The 19,562-nt window shown below is 43.9% G+C and carries 21 protein-coding genes; 15 read left to right on the top strand and 6 right to left on the bottom strand.

Going from position 1 to position 19,562, the window contains the following annotated elements:
* Positions 1–4 precede the first annotated feature (4 nt).
* Positions 5–1,066 (bottom strand): helix-turn-helix transcriptional regulator, encoded by a 1,062-nt coding sequence (locus LX99_RS05845; protein ID WP_109607575.1) that lies wholly within the window; start codon positions 1,064–1,066, stop codon positions 5–7.
* Positions 1,067–1,358: 292 nt separating this feature from the next.
* Here LX99_RS05845 and LX99_RS05840 point away from each other — a divergent pair, with 292 nt between their 5' ends.
* Both LX99_RS05840 and LX99_RS05835 read left to right on the top strand, forming a co-directional pair.
* The gene (locus tag LX99_RS05840) at positions 1,359–2,813 is read left to right on the top strand and encodes an RtcB family protein (protein WP_109607023.1); all 1,455 of its coding nucleotides are present in this window, start codon (positions 1,359–1,361) and stop codon (positions 2,811–2,813) included.
* A 230-nt stretch (positions 2,814–3,043) separates the two neighbouring features.
* The gene (locus LX99_RS05835) at positions 3,044–4,249 is read left to right on the top strand and encodes an alpha/beta hydrolase-fold protein (RefSeq protein WP_109607022.1); all 1,206 of its coding nucleotides are present in this window, start codon (positions 3,044–3,046) and stop codon (positions 4,247–4,249) included.
* A gap of 98 nt (positions 4,250–4,347) precedes the next feature.
* Here LX99_RS05835 and LX99_RS05830 read toward each other — a convergent pair whose 3' ends face one another.
* Positions 4,348–4,707, bottom strand: coding sequence for a DUF1304 domain-containing protein (locus LX99_RS05830; protein WP_022831200.1), 360 nt, complete (start codon positions 4,705–4,707; stop codon positions 4,348–4,350).
* A 56-nt stretch (positions 4,708–4,763) separates the two neighbouring features.
* Positions 4,764–5,978 carry a M23 family metallopeptidase gene (locus LX99_RS05825; RefSeq protein WP_109607021.1) on the bottom strand — a complete coding sequence of 405 codons (1,215 nt, stop codon included), beginning with the start codon at positions 5,976–5,978 and terminating at the stop codon, positions 4,764–4,766.
* 376 nt (positions 5,979–6,354) lie between these two features.
* Between LX99_RS05825 and LX99_RS05820 the strand changes: the two genes are divergently transcribed.
* From LX99_RS05820 to LX99_RS05810, 3 genes are all read left to right on the top strand, one after another.
* Positions 6,355–8,232, top strand: coding sequence for a DUF4859 domain-containing protein (locus tag LX99_RS05820; RefSeq protein ID WP_245927857.1), 1,878 nt, complete (start codon positions 6,355–6,357; stop codon positions 8,230–8,232).
* Positions 8,233–8,364: 132 nt separating this feature from the next.
* Positions 8,365–8,844, top strand: coding sequence for a hypothetical protein (locus LX99_RS05815; protein WP_109607020.1), 480 nt, complete (start codon positions 8,365–8,367; stop codon positions 8,842–8,844).
* A 559-nt stretch (positions 8,845–9,403) separates the two neighbouring features.
* Complete coding sequence (locus LX99_RS05810) at positions 9,404–10,522, top strand: glycoside hydrolase family 76 protein (RefSeq protein ID WP_109607019.1); 1,119 nt, start codon at positions 9,404–9,406, stop codon at positions 10,520–10,522.
* A gap of 52 nt (positions 10,523–10,574) precedes the next feature.
* Here the strand turns inward: LX99_RS05810 and LX99_RS05805 are convergent, their stop codons facing one another.
* Positions 10,575–10,913, bottom strand: a complete 339-nt coding sequence (locus tag LX99_RS05805; RefSeq protein ID WP_022831205.1) for a hypothetical protein — start codon at positions 10,911–10,913, stop codon at positions 10,575–10,577.
* 159 nt (positions 10,914–11,072) lie between these two features.
* On the opposite strand from LX99_RS05805, the gene LX99_RS05800 reads away from it, so the two are divergent.
* From LX99_RS05800 to LX99_RS05775, 7 genes are all read left to right on the top strand, one after another.
* Positions 11,073–11,228 (top strand): lmo0937 family membrane protein, encoded by a 156-nt coding sequence (locus LX99_RS05800; RefSeq protein ID WP_022832652.1) that lies wholly within the window; start codon positions 11,073–11,075, stop codon positions 11,226–11,228.
* 136 nt (positions 11,229–11,364) lie between these two features.
* On the top strand, positions 11,365–11,706 hold the full coding sequence (locus LX99_RS05795; protein ID WP_022832653.1) for a hypothetical protein: 342 nt from the start codon (positions 11,365–11,367) through the stop codon (positions 11,704–11,706).
* A 3-nt stretch (positions 11,707–11,709) separates the two neighbouring features.
* A complete protein-coding gene (locus LX99_RS05790; protein WP_109607018.1) occupies positions 11,710–12,450 on the top strand; it encodes a DUF72 domain-containing protein in 741 nt (246 codons plus the stop codon).
* A 71-nt stretch (positions 12,451–12,521) separates the two neighbouring features.
* The gene (locus LX99_RS05785) at positions 12,522–13,313 is read left to right on the top strand and encodes an NIPSNAP family protein (RefSeq protein ID WP_109607017.1); all 792 of its coding nucleotides are present in this window, start codon (positions 12,522–12,524) and stop codon (positions 13,311–13,313) included.
* A 38-nt stretch (positions 13,314–13,351) separates the two neighbouring features.
* Positions 13,352–13,474, top strand: a complete 123-nt coding sequence (locus LX99_RS26230; protein ID WP_281270922.1) for a hypothetical protein — start codon at positions 13,352–13,354, stop codon at positions 13,472–13,474.
* A 392-nt stretch (positions 13,475–13,866) separates the two neighbouring features.
* A complete protein-coding gene (locus tag LX99_RS05780) occupies positions 13,867–15,087 on the top strand; it encodes a multiheme c-type cytochrome (RefSeq protein ID WP_109607016.1) in 1,221 nt (406 codons plus the stop codon).
* Positions 15,088–15,124: 37 nt separating this feature from the next.
* Positions 15,125–15,349, top strand: coding sequence for a DUF4287 domain-containing protein (locus tag LX99_RS05775; RefSeq protein ID WP_022832657.1), 225 nt, complete (start codon positions 15,125–15,127; stop codon positions 15,347–15,349).
* A 449-nt stretch (positions 15,350–15,798) separates the two neighbouring features.
* On the opposite strand, the gene LX99_RS05770 is transcribed toward LX99_RS05775, so the two are convergent.
* Positions 15,799–16,440, bottom strand: coding sequence for a KilA-N domain-containing protein (locus LX99_RS05770; RefSeq protein ID WP_109607015.1), 642 nt, complete (start codon positions 16,438–16,440; stop codon positions 15,799–15,801).
* A 133-nt stretch (positions 16,441–16,573) separates the two neighbouring features.
* Here LX99_RS05770 and LX99_RS05765 point away from each other — a divergent pair, with 133 nt between their 5' ends.
* Both LX99_RS05765 and LX99_RS05760 read left to right on the top strand, forming a co-directional pair.
* Positions 16,574–17,347 carry an oxygenase MpaB family protein gene (locus LX99_RS05765; RefSeq protein WP_109607014.1) on the top strand — a complete coding sequence of 258 codons (774 nt, stop codon included), beginning with the start codon at positions 16,574–16,576 and terminating at the stop codon, positions 17,345–17,347.
* Between the two features lie 3 nt (positions 17,348–17,350).
* Complete coding sequence (locus LX99_RS05760; RefSeq protein WP_109607013.1) at positions 17,351–18,142, top strand: DUF817 domain-containing protein; 792 nt, start codon at positions 17,351–17,353, stop codon at positions 18,140–18,142.
* Between the two features lie 169 nt (positions 18,143–18,311).
* On the opposite strand, the gene LX99_RS05755 is transcribed toward LX99_RS05760, so the two are convergent.
* A complete protein-coding gene (locus LX99_RS05755) occupies positions 18,312–18,863 on the bottom strand; it encodes a maltose acetyltransferase domain-containing protein (protein WP_109607012.1) in 552 nt (183 codons plus the stop codon).
* A 202-nt stretch (positions 18,864–19,065) separates the two neighbouring features.
* Between LX99_RS05755 and LX99_RS25565 the strand changes: the two genes are divergently transcribed.
* Positions 19,066–19,515, top strand: coding sequence for a hypothetical protein (locus tag LX99_RS25565; protein WP_170122641.1), 450 nt, complete (start codon positions 19,066–19,068; stop codon positions 19,513–19,515).
* Positions 19,516–19,562 lie beyond the last annotated feature (47 nt).

Below are 19,562 nucleotides of genomic sequence, written 5' to 3'. Positions count from 1 at the left end.
GATATTATTCGTTGAGCAAATTACTCAGGTTTTTGCCATGCGGTATGGGGCTGTCGGTTACGTAATGTGCAAGCGTTTTTTGAAGTTGCTGCTTAATCTGCTTTACCAATATGCGCGGACTGATCACCTTCAGCTTCGCCCCAAAACCCAGCAGTTCGCGTTCCAGTTCAAAATTCATAATCACTTTTATGCTGAACAACAGGCCTTCGGCTTCTTCGCGTAAAAGTTTCTGGGTGTGATGTAAAGGTTTAGTAATTACATATGGGGCGTTGGCCTTATCTACCCAGAAAATGATAGTGGTATCGCGCTGCCCCGGCGATTTGGTTACCCCTAACACATCATTATAATAAGTAGCGAGGTCGATGCTTGTATTCTCTATATAATCATCATCATGCATCTCTACCGCCTGGATCCTGTCTAACGCAAGCGTAAGCAGCGGTTTGTTGCGCACATGGGCCACTCCAAGTACAAACCAGCGGTTCCGGTACTCCTTAAGCAAATACCCGCTGAAACAAAAAGAACTGGCCTCACGCGCCTTAAACGATTGATAGGTAATACACATGGTACGTTTAGCCACAATACCCTTTCGAATTATTTCTATCCATTCCAGGCCTTTCAGGTTATCATTCTTCTCAAAATCAACCACGGGCACGCTATGTGTTTTCTGGCTGTATATCTTGTCCTCCAGCCGGGTTACCATTTCGCTGATGTCGGCAAAATGGCTAAAGCCTTTAAATTGTTGTAAAAGGCCGGCTACTTCGCCAAGCACCTGCAAATCCTGGTTATTGATAGGGATATTGGTAATACTGTAGCCCTTATCCGCATAAGTATAATACTTTTTATCAACCACAATAATAGGCGCTTCGTAACCCAGTTTATTACTGCGCATCATCTCGATATCGGCCTGTACGGTGCGGCGGCTTACCCCGCTGTCAATTCCCTGGTATTCGTACAGGGCTTCAGAACAGGCATCTATCAAATCGTCAAGCGTCCATAGCCTGCGGCGGTTTTGCAGGCAACTATCAATAGTGCGGTAACGGATCAGGGCGTTGCGGTTTACGGGCATGATATTTTGATTTCGGATGTATTCCCCATCCGTCATTGCGAGGTACGAAGCAATTGCACGGCAGCATGGCCGACCTGTATAGTTCGCGATTGCTTCGTACCTCGCAATGACGAGTAATAATTAAAATACAGAAAAGCATTTTTTCGATAATATTATAAAAATAATTTTCACTACGCAAATACATTGCGCAGATGCGCTTTTACTTTGTATCATCAACAAGGCCGGTAACGGGTTTTATTGAACAAAGATGCCTCCCCGCCGAACTGCGGCGGGGAGTTAAAAAATTCAGGTTATGCAAAAAATAAAAATCAGCAACAACGAGCTTACCGCCCTGGGCGTTAACGATGTAACCATATTAGAAAGCTTTAGCCGCGTAGCAAACGGGTTGTTAAAACACGGCGTAATGGATAAGCAACAGATCCTGGCCAACCTTGAAGCGCTTATTGACGACCCAATGCCTTACGCCTTGAAAACAGGCGGTAAATTTAAAAACCTTGCCGAAGCGGTGATCAACCTGCGCAGGGAGGGCAAGTTCATAAAACAGCCGCGCAACACCTTCGCCCTTAAACAGGAAATTGCAGATTTCCCGGTTTATGGTATCGAACAGATTGAGGTTGGCACCCTTGCCCAAATGAAAACCGCTGTAAAACTGCCCATCTCGGTAGCGGGGGCCTTAATGCCCGATGCCCACCAGGGCTATGGTTTGCCTATTGGCGGCGTGCTGGCCACTACCGCCAATACCATTATCCCCTTTGCGGTTGGGGTGGATATTGCCTGCCGTATGTGCCTGAGTATTTTTGATATGCCTGCAAGCACCATAGATACCGAAACCGATATGCTTAGAGGTTTATTACTTAACCATACCCATTTTGGCATTGGCGGCGTAACCAACACTCATTTCGACACTTCGCTGTTTGACCGCCCGGTATGGAGCGAAACCAAGGTGATCCGCAACCTGAAAGATAAGGCATACGCGCAATTGGGTACCTCGGGCACCGGTAACCACTTTGTTGAGTGGGGAGAGCTTACAGTGGCCGATGCCATGTTGCAAGGTATACCGGCCGGTACATACCTGGCGCTGCTTTCGCATTCTGGTTCGCGCGGCTTTGGGGGCAATATAGCCGATCATTACTCAAAGATAGCTATGAATAAAACCAGGTTACCGCAGGAAGCCAAACATTTGGCCTGGTTAAATTTAGATAACGACGAAGGACAGGAATACTGGATTGCCATGAACCTGGCCGGCGATTATGCCAGCGCCAACCACCATGAAATTCATAACAAAATAGCCCGCGCGCTGAACCTTAAACCGGTAGCTATGATTGAAAATCACCATAACTTTGCCTGGAAAGAGCAACTGGCCGACGGTACCGAAGTAATGGTACACCGTAAAGGCGCTACCCCTGCCGGCGAGGGCGTATTGGGCATTATACCGGGAAGCATGAGCACACCTGGCTTTGTGGTACGCGGTAAAGGTGCCGCGGCTTCCATCAACTCGGCATCGCACGGCGCGGGCCGTTTAATGAGCCGGACAACTGCCTTCAAAACCATTAAACGCGATTTGGTAAACGCCGAGCTGCTGAACAAAAAAATAACCCTTGTGGGTTCAGATCTTGACGAAGCGCCGATGGTTTACAAAGACATCCACACCGTTATGGCCGCCCAGCATGAGCTGGTTGATGTACTGGCCAGCTTTCAGCCGAGAATTGTAAGGATGGCGGATGCAAAAGAGAAGCCGGAGGATTAGGCCCCCCGGCCCCCTGAAAGGGGGAGTTTATAAAGCACCAACAGGCGCGAGTGTATGAAGCACCGGGCTGTGATCGGCCTACTCGCGTCTTATTAAATTAATTGGCACTATGGAAAGTCACGGGTACGCCGCGCTTTTGGCTTACGCTGCATCTCACGCCAGTTAAGGAAAATTCACCCGAATTGAGATGTTACTCATATAATGGAAATATTGAATATTAACTTTATGCCATGAACAAAAGAGCAAAGCTTAGTAGATATGTTTACTATTTCAATTCGTCCTTAATTTTATTATTTATACTTATTTCATTACCCAAGGTAGTTACCGCCCAGATTGACTCTTTACCTATCCACAACGAAGAAGCAATATTATTGCATTCAAAAGTCATGTCTGAAGATAGAACGATTTGGATACATCTTCCAGCTAACTACACTAATACATCAGATTTTTATCCTGTATTATATGTCCTTGATGCAGGTAATCACTTTAATTACGCCTCTGAAGCGGTAGATTTTCTCGCAGGATATGACCGCAATAGAATGCCTGAAATGATCGTCGTTGGAGTAGTGAATGTTGATCGTGGCAGAGATTTTACTCCTGTCTATAAAAAAAAAGCTAATGGGACGGTTGATAGCTCTCAAACAACAACCAATACAGGAGCCGGGAGGTTTTTGAGATATATAGCAGATGAAGTGACTCCATATATTGATACGCATTATAGGGTACAGCCCTACCGAATATTGGCTGGACATTCTTTAGGTGGTTTGTTTGCATTGTACGCTAAAGAGCAAATGCCAAACTTGTTTCCGGCGATGATTTTAACAAGCCCCGCAATTAACGGAGTTAATGACAGAATGCTATTTAATCTTCAATCGTTCATAAAATCTTCGCACCCATATAATGGCAAGTTATTTATAGCAATCGGTAATGAAAATACGCAGAAAGTTGATTTATTGACATCCGGATTGAAGCAATTTGCGCCAAAATGGTTGGATGTGGCATACAAAAAATACGACGATGAGAACCATTTTTCTGCTCCCTATAAGAGCCTATTCGACGGACTTAAATTTATTTATAAAGATTGGTTCATAGACTATTACAAAATTACAAGCATTACTTACCAGGATATTCTTCAACACTTCAAAATATTGTCTGACGAATTTGGATATAGCATAACCGCAACAGAAGACTTCGTTAATAATTGCGGTTATAACCAACTGAATTCCGGACATATAAAAAATGCCATTGGACTATTTGTTGAAAATGTAAAAGCACATCCAAATTCTTATAATGCTTACGATAGTCTGGCAGAGGCGTATATGAAATCCGGTAATACTTCACTCGCCATATTTAATTACAAAAAATCTATAGAGTTAAATCCTTATAACGAAAACGGGAAGACAATGCTTGAAAAACTTTTAAAGGGTAAAAAGTGATTCTATTTGTATAGAAAGTCACGGGTACGCCGCACTTTCAGCTTACACTGCATACTCAAGCCAGTTAAAAGATAGCATGGACTGATTGATTATTACGCTTACCTCACCAGAATCAATACAATAGCCAGTAATGCAGGCAGGGCCTGTATATAGAGTATCTTTTTGGTAACCGTAAATGCCCCGTAAATACCGGCTACGGCCACACAACTCATGAAAAACAGCGCCACATAGTTATGCCATTTTTCGTCGGTGATAAAGAATGTCCAGATAAGGCCCGCTGCTAAAAATCCGTTGTATAAACCCTGGTTAGCCGCTAAAACTTTGCTGTTTTCCAGTTCCTGCAGTGATTTGTTGAATGCCTTGGGACCGCGGGTTGTCCAGGCAAACATTTCCAACCATAATATATAACAATGAATAAAGGCTACCAGGCCTATGAGTGCTTTAACAACAAGATCCATAGTTTATAATGAATTAAACATGTTTAGCGATTAGATTTTGAAAAAACCATATATTACTAAAAATCAAAACGCACCACATCGCCAAAAAGAGGCAGCACGTTATTTTGTTTTACTGTTTGCGCCTTGAACTTTGAAGTCGGGTCGAGCATGTTTGCTTCGTTGCTTTTTCCAAGCAGCCCAATGGTTGAAAACACAAAAGGCATCCCTTCAGAAAACTCGAATGTAGGTTTATCAGAAACATGAAAGTGTAAGTGTGCCGCCCCGGCGTTTCCTGAATCCCCTAAGCGGGCGATGACATCGCCGAGCTTCACATGTTGGCCAATATGCACTTTAACGCTCCCGTGCTGAAGGTGTGCATAATGCACAAAAACACCCGGCGCTATCTCCAATACAATAAAGTTTCCATAAACACCACGGGCGGTAATTTCTTTTGGCTCGGGCAAAGGAGCTAATGGCGCATGGTCTGCTATGCTGTCGCGCATGTCGCGTACAACAGCGTCATGCACGGCAAGCACTTCGCTGCCAAATCCGGTCCATTGTTTGTTAGCCGTCTGATTCAATTTACCGGGCTGAGTTTCTACGGCGTGACCGGCATCGTTAAGTCCGAAAAAATCGATAGCGTAACGCTGCGGAATAGTCACCGTACCATTCTGCGCAAGCAGGCTGCCCCAATGATGTGATTTGGGATTGCCCGGCCCTTCACCTATAAACCAACTATGCCCACGAACAGGCGGCCCAAACACCCACAACTTTTTTTGATCTACCGGTGTAACAGCGCCTGTAACCTGGTATTGTGCCTTTTTTTTGTCGGTGAAAGTAATTTTATGGTGAAGGCTTTGCGGCGGTACAGCTCCCGATGGAAGTGTAAGCCACACAAAAAGAATTTTGCGTCGGCCCGCGGCTATGATCACGTCTTTTCCTTTATCCGGCACTTCCTGTGCATTGAGTAAAGTCAATAAACCGGCCTTAGAAAAGGTGGCAATAGGCAGCGTAAATTTATCACCAAAAACAGAGAGACTTTTCAGCGTTAACGGGCCGCTTGACTGATAAAAGTTTGTAATATGAAGTTCGTAAGCCAAATGAAACCGGTTATCACTACCTTTAACAGCCGTTGGGCGATGGGGAATCAATACTTCAACGGGGGCGTTGTTTGCCTGCGCCGTTGCGGTGAGCACTTGTAAAAGAAGCAGCACTAATGTTGCTGATTGTAAATAAAAGCCTTTGAAAAGCTTATTTATGTGATGGGAATAGGTAACAGCTTTTCTTGACATGAGTTATATCAATAAAATCAATAAAATAATTACCAAATATAACAGAAAACCCGGTACACCGGGACTTTAAAACGAACGGAGCAGCGCCGGAGTCGTAAAAAAATATGATACGAGAACGGCTCTGTAAACAAGATATTTAGCTACTTCATTAAATTAGAAGAGGCTCCGTTTATTAAATATACCTTCCCCATCAGATATATGTAGCCAGCAACCAGATTGCTTTTTTTATCCGGCTGTTACCGCACCGATGCTTTTTTTGTTAAGATGTAATACCAATGGGATAATATCATGAATTAATGTGCTATTGAAATGGTTGAAATTTGATTAGTTGAATCCTCAGCAGCAGTTAACTTTTATCATCAACTCATTGTACATTATGAAAAAAACTTTACGTACCCGGTATATCAATACCTTAAACATCAGGGCATTGATGTGGTTCATCATCCCCTTGCTATCCGTTATCGCAGGTTGCTCAAAAAAAGCGAACCTTGAAGAACCCACCAAAGTGCCACCGGTTATCAATAAACAAGACAGCCTATCGATATATATCCCAAAAGAATTTAAGCAATTAAATTTCAACGACTCTACCAGCACCTGGAACTACCGGCACAGCAAACAGTCTGAGCATTTTATAGTGTTCTGGGATTTAAAGTACGGATCCGATTCACCAAATTCGGCCAAGGTACCCAGCCAGTACCGCGTTGATATTGACGACCTGCTGCAAAAAGCGGAATTGTTTTATCAGATGAACATCAATACGCTGAAGTTTGCCGATGTAGAGAAAGGGAAATCAAATCTTGCCAAATATAAAATGCTGATCTTCCTTTACTATGAAGACCAATGGCGCGCAACAGGCGCCGGTTACGACGATGTGATCGGCGCGTTATGGATCAGCCCTGCGGCAGTGAAACCTGTAGGTTCCGTTTTAGCCCATGAAATAGGACATTGTTTTCAGTACCAGATATTTTGTGATGAAGGCGGCTCAAGCGGCTTCAGGTATGGATTTGGCGATAAACCCGGCAACGCGTTTTGGGAACAAACGGCACAATGGCAATCGTTTCAAAGCTATCCTTCGGAGGTGTTTACCACTTATGATTTTGGGGTGTACCTGGATAACTGTCACCGGCATATCAATCATGAAGATATGCGATACGCCAGTTATTTTATCCACTACTATTGGGCTTCAAAACATGGTATAGACATTATCGGGAAAATATGGCGACAGGCCTTAAAACCCGAAGACCCTATACAAGCCTACATGCGCATTACCGGGATTAACACAGAACAATTAAATGATGAAATTTATGATGGAGCTGCCAAATTTGTTACCTGGGACCTGGATGCGCTAAGAGACCTCGGTGCTAATTATATCGGCCGACAACCTTACGAATTTGATAAACTATCTGACGGAAGCTTCCAGGTTAAATATACCCGTTGCCCCGGCACAACCGGCTACAATATTGTGCCACTGAAAGTGCCTGCAAGCGGTACAGTAATTAACGCGCAATTTACAGGCCTGCCCAATGCAAGTGGCTATAATCATGTTGATGCTTCTGTAGCGGGCTGGCGTTATGGTTACGTAGCGTTGCTTAACAATGGCACCAGGGTTTACAGCCCGATGTCAAAAGGGATCACCGGCCAGTCGGCATTTACAGTACCTGCTAATTGCAGTAAAATTTGGTTTGTAGTAACGGGTGCGCCCTCAACTTATGCACAACATGCCTGGGACGACGACAATACAAATGACGAGCAATGGCCCTATAAAGTAAAGTTTACCAACACAACGTTATTTAACGATTTTACTGTTGAACCGGGTACCAAGCCTAAAGACATCACATTCAATATCAACGTTAAAGTGCCTTTTGATGCCGTAAACTACAGCCGGAGTACTGTTACTGTAGATCTTGAACAACTAACCCAGGCCTTAACACTTACGCCCAAACAAATTACCGAAGGTTTAGACAGTAAAGTTGTTAAGTTTTACGCGGTTGAAAGTAATGGCAATTTAAATGCCCAAACCACCGCTAACGGTTACGGGCATTGGTTTAATGCGGCGGGGAACGTAATTAACTGGGGTAATGATGCGAAGGTATTTTCTGAAATGGACGCGGCAAAGCTGACTTTCGATATCGGCCAGTTTCCGAATCACGTAAGTAAAAATGATCATTTCGATATTTCGCAGGCACTTGTTTACGAGTATGAACCCGGCAAGAAAGTACAGGCTACCTTCAAATTTTCCGTTACCATAGAGTAGCTTTAAATTCAAATCCGCGTGCGGGAGTTGGAATTACGAGGGTAACCAAAGTTGACCCAAAGTACTTGCCGCACGGGATTAAAACCTAAACCTTATCACAAATTTTGAGCGCCGCGCTCACTTCTATTCTAAATGAATACCTTAGTTTCAACTTATAAATCTATTACCCATGAAACATATCACAAAAACAATCCCCTACTGTTGTTAACATCAGTTTTCCTGTTCAAGAACAATACCGCGCAGGCATCCATAAATAGAAATTTAAACCGCGATTCAACTGAGAAACAACGCGAAGTACGCCTTTCCCAACAGCTATTTGCTGTTAAAATATCCAAACCCAAAAACAAAAAGGCAAAACCCGGCACCTTTGATCTTAAGGCAGAATTACGCGACGCATTCACTGTAATTTGCTACGAAAACAATAAAAGCTTTACAGAATTAGACTGGTCGATGTGCCCTAAGGGCAAATGCCCTGTTGGAGGCACCTTTGATTTTGGTTCGCCACAATACAAATACCTGGATACCCTGATGGCTCAGGTTAAACAAGCCAATATCAAGGCTCAAAAAAATTTAATTGCACTGGCAAAATCCGTCAGCAAAAAGAAACATTGATATCAGGCATTAGCTTACCGGCGTTATAATTAACGGGAAACTTCACACCTACGTATGTTTTTTTGGCGAAAGTGAGGCTCATTTATTTAGTTCCGGCAATTAGCGGGATTACTTCGATTCGTATCGTCCCTAAAAAATAAAATCCCCACAGCACTCGCTGCGTGGGGATTTAAACCTAAACCTTATCACAAATCGTGAGCAAGGCGCTCACTTTTTATGGAACTAAGTTAACAATTATTTTATAAACCGCAACTTTAACGTTACAAACATTCATTAAATCTTCATATGCCCAAAAGCCACCGACAGCTAATTTTCAAAATGAGTCACTGTAAAACAGCGAATTATATCGCGAAAGAAAACTTATATATTATTCAATCAATATCATCCGAGTTAAAAACAAGGTTAAGAAAAGGGTTAATAACTTTTTCATGCTCAAAACATACACAAGCCCCTGTTTTTTCCATTATCATTGCGGCGGCAATCAAAGAAACCAATAATTAAAATACCCCCTACTCTATTGCTTTAATTAAATCGCTTATAGCAACCTGCATTTACCATTATGAAAAAAACATGCTACACTTTAGCGCTCGGCGTTTTCATTACGATAGCGAGTTGCAGTAAAGGGAAGGATCTTACGCCGACCAAAACCGATACCACTGAAACCAATGATGTGCCCGGCTTTAGCAGCGCCGATGCCGACCTTGCCTACGCTGCCTTTAACAACGCTTTTTACGACACCAACAATAAGCTTTATTTCAGCACAACAAAAAAAGATGGAGTTGCCGCAATATGGACACAAGCTATTTATTGGGACATGGCCATGAACGTTTACGAACGAACCAAAGCCCCCGCCCAGCTAACCCGCATTGCCGATATTTACCAGGGTAATTACAACCATTACGACGGTTATAATTGGAACAATACCACCGTTTGGTTTATTTACGATGATATGATGTGGTGGGTAATAGCTTTGGCGCGGGCCAACCAGCTCACCGGCAATGCTACTTACCTTGAAAAAGCAAAATCGGGCTTTGAGCGGGTCTGGAACGGATCGTACGATCCTGTAAACGGCGGCATGTTTTGGGATTTTAGGCATAGCGGCAAAAACGCGTGTATTAATTTCCCAACGGTAATAGCAGCTATGAAGTTGTATAATATCACTAAAGATGTATCATACCTGGACAAAGCGAGATCGGTTTATAGCTGGTCGAAAACCAATTTGGTTGATGCGTCCGGAAAAGTAAACGATAATAAGATAGGCAACAACCCTGCTGGTGGCCAGGATTATACTTATAATTCGGGCACGGCCATTGGCGCGGCCATGGCATTGTACAGGCAAACCAACGATGCGGCTTACCTTAACGACGCCAAACTATACGCCGGTTATGTAAAAAACAACATGTGCACCAACCAAATCCTACCTGCCGAAGGCGACTTTAATGAGCAGGGCGTACTTAAAGCTATTTTCGCGCAATATATGATGCAGCTTATTAACGATGGCGGTCAAAGCCAATACCTGAGCTGGATCCGGACCAATGTTATTACCGGCTGGAACAACCGCGATTCGCGCAACCTTACTTACCGTAATTACTCGGTTAGTACGCCTTCCGGCGATATCCAATCGTACGAGGCCAGCAGCATCGTAACCTTTATGCAGTTGGTACCGCCAACAAAGTAATGCATTCTATTTAAACAGGGGCCTCGGCAAACCGGCCCCTTTTATGTGCTTATTATAACCATAACCGGGGCAACTTCCTATACCTGTTGATCTCATCTATTACAGCTTCTACTTCCGTACGCGATAAAACTTCCGCGCCGTCGGCAATGTAATTGAAGATTATTCCGGGTTGCTCATAATTGATATGCCCCAGGTAGTTGGGATCATCTTCTTTCTTCATTAGCAAAATCGGGCTTTCCAAACCACGACTGCCATCCGATGAAAAATTTCCGCGCCGAAAAATATGGTAACTATAGGTAATAACAGGATGCCCGTCCATGCGGGGTTCGGTTTCAGGCAGAATAATTAAATGCAGGCCCTGTGATGGGAGATCAATGAAAAACGGCTTCATAAATAGCTGAGATAAGATGATGATATAGCAAGTCCGATGCCGAGATCTATGCTTTCTATTAATTAAATAATTTTCTTCAGGAAATAATTATTTTATCCAATATCGAATTATGGCACGGTTTTTAAAGTATTTGTAACAACAAACTAAATACATACTACTATGAGATCATTATTGTATATCATCGCAGTCATCCTCATTATCGGCTGGGCGATCAGTGTATTTGCCTATTCGGCAACCGGTTTAATCCATACATTATTAGTAATAGCGGTAATATCCTTTTTACTGGGCATTATCCGCAGTCCATCAACCGTTTAATAGCGTACAATAAATTCGTGATAGAATGGTAAACGCGGGCTGGTTAGTCCGCGTTTATTTTTTGAACCGAGCCCCTGCAATAAAAACCCTTTCCCACCCCACTTGTTAACCTACAGATTTATAAAAACATACAACCATGGCACTAACTGATGATGAATTTCGTGAAGAATATAAACCTTTATATATCCCTGCCCATTTTGAGATCCGGGATACGCAGCAAAATAAAATAGTTTTCGCGCTGGCCCAACTCGGCGAAGGCTCGGCAGAGGATGTAATCAAGAAACTGGAAACACTGCAACCCGGCTTAACCAACGAACAGCTTAAGGCGATCACCAAAACCGTTTTGGCCGACCTGTACGATAAAGGCCTGCTTAAAGGTGAAGAACATGGCGGCCAGATGCGATATAACCTCAGTAAAATTACAGAAGCTAACGCTGGTTCCACAGACGCCGGTGAGGCGCTGACCGGATTATCGTAACAAATGCGAAGCGAATATTATTCGGGCACCAGCAATGTTGTGTTGCCGGTGCCAAATAAGCTGGCTTTTCCTGAAGCTTATCAGCATAAAAGCCGCCTTTGTTACTACGGCTCGCTATTTAACAGCGTGGAGATCAACAGCACCTTCTATAAGCTCCCTTTAAGCAAAACAGTAGCCAGGTGGGCGGAAGAAGTTCCTGCAGGCTTCCGCTTTACTTTTAAAATGTGGAAAGAAATCACCCATAATAAGGGTTTAGCGTTTAAACCTGCCGATGTACAACGCTTTTTTGAAGTGATTAATGCGTGTACTAAAAAAGGATGTTTATTGATCCAATTCCCGGCAAGTATCCGCTTTGACAGCTTCAGGCAATTAGAATTGTTACTGGACAATATTCGCAGGCATGATCCTCTATGGCAATTGCATATCGCGGTCGAGTTCAGGCATATGTCGTGGTATAATGAACAAACTTACCGTATGTTGCAAAAATTTGCTGTGGGCATGGTTACCCATGATATGAAGACTTCAGCTACTCCCCTGATGGAACCGCTGGCTGATTTCGCTTACTTACGCTTTCACGGCCCGGAAGGCGGTTACCGGGGCAGCTACGCAGATGAAGTACTTGCTGAATATGCAAGCTATATAAATGAGTGGCTGGATGAGGGTAAAACCGTTTATACTTATTTTAACAATACCCTGGGCGATGCGCTAACCAACCTGATCACGCTGAACAATTTTGTAGCGTAAACCATACGCCAATCGCCTGAATAGTTATATAAAGAGTATCTTAGTACAACCAAAAAAATCAAAGCCAATTTATGAAACGCCGTTCGTTTATAAAATCGTCTGTATTAACCGGTGTAACCGCAAGCATATTACCAGCCATGAGCCACGCTAAAGAAGCAAGCATCCCACCTGCCGAATATTACGAATTAAGGGTATATAGCCTTACCAATGCAATTCAGCAAAAACTGGTAGAAGATTACTGGAAAGATGCCGCTATCCCAGCCATGAACCGCCTCGGCGTAAAACATATAGGCGTTTTTACTGAAATGAACCCAGCCAGGCAAACCCAACTATATGTACTGATCCAATATAACAGCCTGGCTCACTACAGTAACGTTACTGACGCCCTTGAAAAAGATCAAAGCTACCAAACCAAAGCTTCATTATACTTAAACGCGCCAGCTACCGCGCCTGCTTACGAACGTATTGAAAGCTCATTAATGAAAGCCTTTGCCCACATGCCCCACCTGGAAGCGCCAGGGAAGGAAGCCCGGATTTTTGAGTTACGCCAATATCAAAGCGCCGGCGAAGCTGCCGGGAAAAAGAAAATAGAAATGTTTAACGATGAAGGCGAGATAGATATTTTTAAACGCCTCGGTTTCGCGCCGGTGTTTTGGGGAGAAACAGTGATTGGCGCCCAACGCCCCAACTTAACCTACATGGTTACGTTTGACGACATGGAAGCAAAAGCCGCCCACTGGAAAGCATTTGGTTCCGACCCGCAATGGAAAAAGATAAGTTCCGTACCCGAATATGCCGATGCGCTGCTGGTTAATAAAATAACATCGACCATGTTGGTACCAACGGCTTACTCACAGATTTGATTAACATCGATTTGTTGTAAATTTGAGATGACAGCACCATGGAAAAAGACAAACAAGTGTTAAGCCCTGCCAAAACAGAACTTTTAAAAGAAGGCCGTAAACGAAGTTATAAGGAACGTTTGAAATGGATACCCGGTTATATAAAATACAGCAAACCATGAATAAGGCTGTAATTACACACAAACCATTTATCAGCAAATAAAGTGCAACATCTTACCGGTTCAGCGCTGGCTGGTATCCGCTCCTATCCCTAACGCTGTTTGTCTGAATCAGAATTTACAGGATTCTTGAATTGGCAGAATAATGTTAATCTTCAGTTTATGGGATTAAAGAATACAAAGCAACGCAGAAAATCTCAATCAATCGATCAGTGTAATCGAACGAAAAATCCGAAATCAAACATTCGCAATCCGAAATCGCCTCACCCCTACTTTACCACTACCCGCATTTTCACTATTTGCATTATCTAAATATTGCCTTAAATTGTAATAGAATTTTTCGGCAAACGCCTAAAAGCCCAACCAATTTATAACCAGCCATATAACCGTAAACAATGCTCAAAAAAAGACACCTTTTTTTAGTTCTTCTTGCCCTCATACCCTTCAGTTTTATTTTAACGCAGTGTTATACCTCAGTTTCGGCAGATCCGCGGGGTGAAGTTTATGCCGGTTCCGAAAGTTGTAAAAAGTGCCATGGCGATGTCTATACTTCCTATTTACATACCGCGCATTTTCAAACTTCACAACTGGCAACCGGGCAAAACATCAGGGGTAGTTTCGCTAAAGATTCCAACAGTTTTAGTTTCGGCATGGGACAAAAAATTGTGATGGAAAAGCACAACGACAGCCTTTACCAGGTTGGCTATATCAACGGCACAAAAACGGAAGCTGAACCTTTTGATGTAGCTATTGGCAATGGTAAGGCCCAAACCTATTTATACTGGAAGGGTAAAATGCTGTACGAACTGCCGGTGTCTTACTTCGAGGCCCTGCACAACTGGGCCAACAGCCCCGGTTATATGCCCGACAGGATGAATTTTGGCAGACCAATCTTACGTAAGTGCCTGGAGTGTCACAGTTCGTTTGTAAAAGAATTCCCGCCCGAAAAAGGGGAGTTTGGATTTGAAAAAACTTCACTTATTTACGGCATTGATTGCGAACGCTGCCATGGCCCCGCTGCCAACCACGTTAACTATCATACCGATAATCCGGACGATAAAAAGGCAAAATACATAGCCACGTATGCATCTCTGTCGCGCACGCAAAAAATGGATGCCTGCGCGGTTTGTCATTCAGGTAATAAAAACATCCCGCAACGCTCGTCGTTCGAATTTGAGATGGGCGATACCTTAGTAAAAGACCGCACCCAGCCCCGCGTAGTTCCCGGCACTGGCAATATGCCCGATGTACATGGCAACCAATACGATTTACTGATAGCCAGCAAATGCTACACCATGAGTAAAATGGATTGCGGCAACTGCCACAACCCGCATAGCAACGCAAAACAAAGCATGGCTGTGTACACACAAAAATGTTTAAGCTGCCATAGCCAAACCGGCCACAACTTCTGCAAAATGGCCCCGCAACTGGGTGCCGTAATCAGCAAGTATTGCGTCGACTGCCATATGCCTAACAAGGCCTCTAACGTAATCAGGCTGGAAGCATCAGAGAGCAAAGTAAAAGTGCCCTACATGGTGCGCAGCCACTACATCGGCATATATCCGGAGGAAACTCAAAAGATAATTGAGTTGTTAAAAGGCAAAAAAGGTATTTAATTTTTACTGATATTGGTATAAACATAAACTACGTTACATGTCGTTCCAGGGATATTTAAAAACCATTAAAGAGAAAACAGGTAAAGACCCTGCCGATTTCAGGCAACTTGCCGAAGAAAAAGGTTTCACCCAAAATGGCGAACTAAACGCTAAAGCAGGCGAAATCACCGCCTGGCTTAAGCATGATTTTGAACTGGGTCACGGTCATGCCATGGCTATTTACGCGCTGTTAAAAGGCATTAAGAACGAGGAAAGCGAGTAAGCCTTGACGTATGTTGGCGTGGAGACACGCCAACCCTGGTGAAACCTATACATATTGGTTATCGGGTTGCCGTGTATTCACGGCAACTATTAAAAATTACTCCCGGCGATGAAGGCAGAAACTACATTGCCGTGCTATGGGTGTACGGGCTATACCTCTGCATTCAGGGCACCTGTTAACAACAATATCCGGGCGTTTTTCACATATCTCTACGGCAAACGCCGGTATATATTGTATAAAATGCTGATCGGGATAGTTTATGACCTCCGGGTCGCTGGTCAGGAAATCACCCCGCTCCCAAAGTTGCCTGCGAATCCCGCAGGGAGGCACCTCTGTTAAATTCAAAGCAAGCACACGCTTTCGAAATTCCAAGCTCTTTTTTTAACCGGGTATGCTATTGTAACACAATTAGCAATTCAAACAAACAAATCCCTCAAATAAGCAACAAATTAAATCGCCTTTAGCTGGCGGTACTGCTTTAAGGTAGCCTGGTTGTTTCTTTTTATACGGTAAGGGAGTTTTTTAAGCTTTTCCTGCAATTGCATATAGATCTGGAAATCGGCATTGCCCTGCAGCCTTTTCACCAGTTTATCCAGCTGGTCTTCCAGTTTCACAATTTGTTTATAGGCTTCGTTGTTATCCCTGAGGTTGGGCAAAAATTCGCGGATGGTGCTGTACACCCAAACTTCAAACTTGGGGTTAAGCCAACCGGCAAACTTCAGCGCCAGAATTTCGCACATCCACAGGCCCTGGTCTGCCCCGTTGATCTTATTCACAAAGATCCGCTCCTCCAACTCGGCCGAACTTTTTCCAACGCCCCGCTCGGCCTCCGCTTCGGTATAAGGCATTTCCATGCTTTTCAACTCGGCAATAAAAGCTTTGGTTTGGCTAAGCTGTAAAAACTCGAAGGGGCTCTTACCAAAAATCTTCCCCATTTCGGTAGCGTTTATCATCAGGTCCTTATCGCTGATGTCAAACTCAATTACCTGGTTATTAAACTCAAACTCAAAAACCGCGTTAACCATTTCTTTCTTTCTGTTAGTTGATTTTACTAAGCCTGCAATGATATTAATATAATTTTTAATTGCCATTTAAATTAGCAAAAACTTATAAACATATTCAAAAAACCGTATTTAATTAGCATATCAAACTCACAATCTTTGATTTGGAAAATCAAAACGTATATATTTACTTTGCAAAACAAAGTGCTTTTTATATTATAAAATGAAAGATCTTTTTGTAAACGAACACTCGATAGCGCGCCGGATTTGGGGCAAAGCCGATACCGTGCTGTTTATATTTGCAGGCGCCGCGGCCGAATTCGCGCTCAACAAGGCTGTCGACTGGCTTTATTTCACCGGTAAGCTCCCTGCCGATCCCCTGGGCAGGCTGTTCAGCACGGTAGATTACTCAAGGCAAATCATTTTTTCGGAAACCGGAGCGGCGTTAAAGGCCATCGATAAAATAAACGCCATACACCAGGGGGTTGAAGCGGCGCGCGGCGCGCAAATACCCGATTGGGCATATCGTGATGTATTATTCCTGCTGATTGATCTGTCAATCCGCTCATACGAATTACTGGAGCGCCCCCTTACCCGAGCCGAAAAAGCAGAAGTGTTTGATGTGTTTAACCGCGTTGGCCAAAGGATGCAACTCAAAGACCTGCCCAAAACTTACGGACAATATCTTGACATGCGCCGCAATCATTTACAAAGGCATCTTGTAAAAAGTAACCACACCATTCATCTGTACCGGCAATACCGGAAACACTTGGGCTTTTTACGTTACCAGGTTTTAAAACAGGCGCAGTTGTTAACCGTCCCCGTTCAGGTAAGCCAACAACTGCCGCTTGGCAAACTAACCTGGCTTCGGCCGGTATTAATAATATACAAGGCAGTGAAACACCTCAAGCCGGGTCAGTTTTTTCGCAATGCATTATTACCCATTGAATACAAAACGAGGATCAGGGCTATAGACCATCTGCCCACTTTACAATAAACCATGAACACCAACGTAAAACATGCCATAACCTTTGTGCAACAGGAGGCGTTAAGCTGCCTGTTCCCGGTTTTGGTGTTCATAATGCTGGCATTATCGCACCTGTTTACCGGCATTTTACCCCGGTATGATTTTATGTTGATGGCCTGCTTAATCATCCAGGCCATGCTATACTATGCCGGCATCGAAACCAGGGATGAGGTGCTGGTAATTTGCGTTTTCCATTTGCTGGGCCTCTTTATGGAGTTATTTAAAGTACACTTCGGCTCCTGGGCCTACCCGGAGTTTGCCTATTCAAAAATTGGCGGCGTGCCTTTGTACAGCGGCTTTATGTATGCCAGCATAGCCAGCTATATGTGCCAGGCCTGGCGCAGGCTTAACCTGCAAATATTAAACTGGCCCGGCCATGCGGTTACCCGTACCATCGGCTTGCTGATTTACCTTAACTTTTTCAGTAACCATTTTATAATGGATTTACGTTACGGCATAGGATTGTTTATCCTGTACTTTTTCCGGCGATCAGTTGTGGTTTATTACATCAAAGACAGGGCTTACCGAATGCCGGTTATCATTTCATTTATGCTGATCGGTTTTTTCATTTGGCTTGCTGAAAACATAGCCACAAGGCTCGGCGCATGGAAATATGCTTACCAACACCAGGCGTGGCAAATTGTAAACTATCAAAAAATCAGTTCGTGGATGTTTCTGGTGATTGTGAGCTTCATCATCGTAGCCGAATTGAAGCTGCTAAAGAAAAAAGCGCCTGTGGTGTTAAAATTAGAGATTGGTGATTAGAGAACGGAGATTAGTTGTATGCATTCTTGGTATAAGAGATCAGTGATTATTTTATCTTCACCACTCACTTGTTATATACAAAGAAAACTTAACGTCTTCGCGACTTTGCGTGCTTAAATCAAAATCTCATCATACCAAAAATCCGAAATTGAAATTCCGACATCCGAAATCACAATGTTTTGATCACCCTGCAGGGATTGCCAACCGCCACCACATTAGCCGGGATATCCCTGGTAACCACACTGCCTGCGCCTATGGTGGTATTATCACCAATGGTAACGCCGGGGCAAACAATTACGCCCCCGCCAAGCCATACGTTGTTGCCTATTGTGATGGGCGCCGCGTACTCGGGGCCTTTGATACGCTCGGCTGCAATAATGGGATGATAAGCGGTGTAGATCTGTACATTGGGCGCCAGGAAAACGTTATCGCCAAAAGTTACCTTCGCGCAATCAAGCACTATGCAGTTAAAATTCATAAACAGGTTTTCGCCTGCAGTAATGTTAAACCCGTAATCGCAATAAAAAGGCGATTGGATGTCGATATTACCTTTAAAGCCGCCAAGCAATTGTTTCAGGATCGTGGTTTTGGTTTCCTTATCATCGTATCCCGCGGCGTTATATTGCGTAAACAGTAAACGCGCTTTTGATCGGGCATCCACCAATCCGGCATCGCCGGCATTGTAAAGCTGGCCACCAATCATTTTTTCAAGTTCGGTCATTATTGCTGGGTTTTGCCTACCGCAAATGTATACTATCGCTAATAAAGCCAAAGGCAAAGGGTGGAACATTGTTGGGCCTTCAGCTTTTAGCATTAGGCTTTCGCTTTCAGCCTCCCCCACTCTATTTTCATTTATAAAAAACCATTCCGGACGAGCAAAGTTATATCTATAGTTAATATTTAATAACCAAAACAAAATTATTATGAAAAATCTAAGAATCGCCGCCGTTGCCGTTGCCTTTTCAGTAGCCGGCTCATTTGCGTTTGCAGGAGTTCAGCGTGCCGACATAAATACTCCCGCTATTAAAAAAACAGTAATGGTTACCGACACAGTGCCGGGTAAAAACAAAAAGAAACCCAAACAAACAACACCAACTCCAACCAACCCGGCGCCAACACCAACTAATCCTACGCCGGCACCAACCCCTACTGATCCTAACCGGGTGCCGATGCCGGTTCCTACACCAACGCCTGCTCCTGCGCCAACACCGCAGCCTAACCCGGCTCCGTTGCCAAACACCCCTAACCCGGTGCCAACGCCAGGCACGCCAAACCCTAACCCGCAGCCTAATATGCCAGCGCCAACCAGCCCCAATCCGAGCCCGCAGCCAATGCCTTCGAGCCCGACTACACCAACACGTCCAACCCGCTAATAACAGGGTTTTCTATATAAAAAAAGCCGCCTATGAGACGGCTTTTT

Source organism: Mucilaginibacter oryzae (genome assembly GCF_003148845.1).
Classification (GTDB): Bacteria; Bacteroidota; Bacteroidia; order Sphingobacteriales; family Sphingobacteriaceae; genus Mucilaginibacter; species Mucilaginibacter oryzae.
This window is presented reverse-complemented; position numbering and strand designations above follow the sequence as displayed.

Excerpts from the sequence above, each read along its gene's own strand:
- LX99_RS05810 (WP_109607019.1), top strand. The coding sequence starts at position 9,404 with ATGAAAAAAACATGCTACACTTTAGCGCTCGGCGTTTTCATTACGATA.
- LX99_RS05840 (WP_109607023.1), top strand. The coding sequence starts at position 1,359 with ATGCAAAAAATAAAAATCAGCAACAACGAGCTTACCGCCCTGGGCGTT.
- LX99_RS05780 (WP_109607016.1), top strand. The coding sequence starts at position 13,867 with ATGCTCAAAAAAAGACACCTTTTTTTAGTTCTTCTTGCCCTCATACCC.
- LX99_RS05755 (WP_109607012.1), bottom strand. The coding sequence starts at position 18,863 with ATGACCGAACTTGAAAAAATGATTGGTGGCCAGCTTTACAATGCCGGC.
- LX99_RS05825 (WP_109607021.1), bottom strand. The coding sequence starts at position 5,978 with ATGTCAAGAAAAGCTGTTACCTATTCCCATCACATAAATAAGCTTTTC.
- LX99_RS05760 (WP_109607013.1), top strand. The coding sequence starts at position 17,351 with ATGAACACCAACGTAAAACATGCCATAACCTTTGTGCAACAGGAGGCG.
- LX99_RS05785 (WP_109607017.1), top strand. The coding sequence starts at position 12,522 with ATGAAACGCCGTTCGTTTATAAAATCGTCTGTATTAACCGGTGTAACC.
- LX99_RS05790 (WP_109607018.1), top strand. The coding sequence starts at position 11,710 with ATGCGAAGCGAATATTATTCGGGCACCAGCAATGTTGTGTTGCCGGTG.
- LX99_RS05770 (WP_109607015.1), bottom strand. The coding sequence starts at position 16,440 with ATGGCAATTAAAAATTATATTAATATCATTGCAGGCTTAGTAAAATCA.
- LX99_RS05775 (WP_022832657.1), top strand. The coding sequence starts at position 15,125 with ATGTCGTTCCAGGGATATTTAAAAACCATTAAAGAGAAAACAGGTAAA.
- LX99_RS05830 (WP_022831200.1), bottom strand. The coding sequence starts at position 4,707 with ATGGATCTTGTTGTTAAAGCACTCATAGGCCTGGTAGCCTTTATTCAT.
- LX99_RS26230 (WP_281270922.1), top strand. The coding sequence starts at position 13,352 with ATGGAAAAAGACAAACAAGTGTTAAGCCCTGCCAAAACAGAACTTTTA.
- LX99_RS05800 (WP_022832652.1), top strand. The coding sequence starts at position 11,073 with ATGAGATCATTATTGTATATCATCGCAGTCATCCTCATTATCGGCTGG.
- LX99_RS05765 (WP_109607014.1), top strand. The coding sequence starts at position 16,574 with ATGAAAGATCTTTTTGTAAACGAACACTCGATAGCGCGCCGGATTTGG.
- LX99_RS05795 (WP_022832653.1), top strand. The coding sequence starts at position 11,365 with ATGGCACTAACTGATGATGAATTTCGTGAAGAATATAAACCTTTATAT.
- LX99_RS05805 (WP_022831205.1), bottom strand. The coding sequence starts at position 10,913 with ATGAAGCCGTTTTTCATTGATCTCCCATCACAGGGCCTGCATTTAATT.
- LX99_RS05820 (WP_245927857.1), top strand. The coding sequence starts at position 6,355 with ATGAAAAAAACTTTACGTACCCGGTATATCAATACCTTAAACATCAGG.
- LX99_RS25565 (WP_170122641.1), top strand. The coding sequence starts at position 19,066 with ATGAAAAATCTAAGAATCGCCGCCGTTGCCGTTGCCTTTTCAGTAGCC.
- LX99_RS05845 (WP_109607575.1), bottom strand. The coding sequence starts at position 1,066 with ATGCCCGTAAACCGCAACGCCCTGATCCGTTACCGCACTATTGATAGT.
- LX99_RS05835 (WP_109607022.1), top strand. The coding sequence starts at position 3,044 with ATGAACAAAAGAGCAAAGCTTAGTAGATATGTTTACTATTTCAATTCG.
- LX99_RS05815 (WP_109607020.1), top strand. The coding sequence starts at position 8,365 with ATGAATACCTTAGTTTCAACTTATAAATCTATTACCCATGAAACATAT.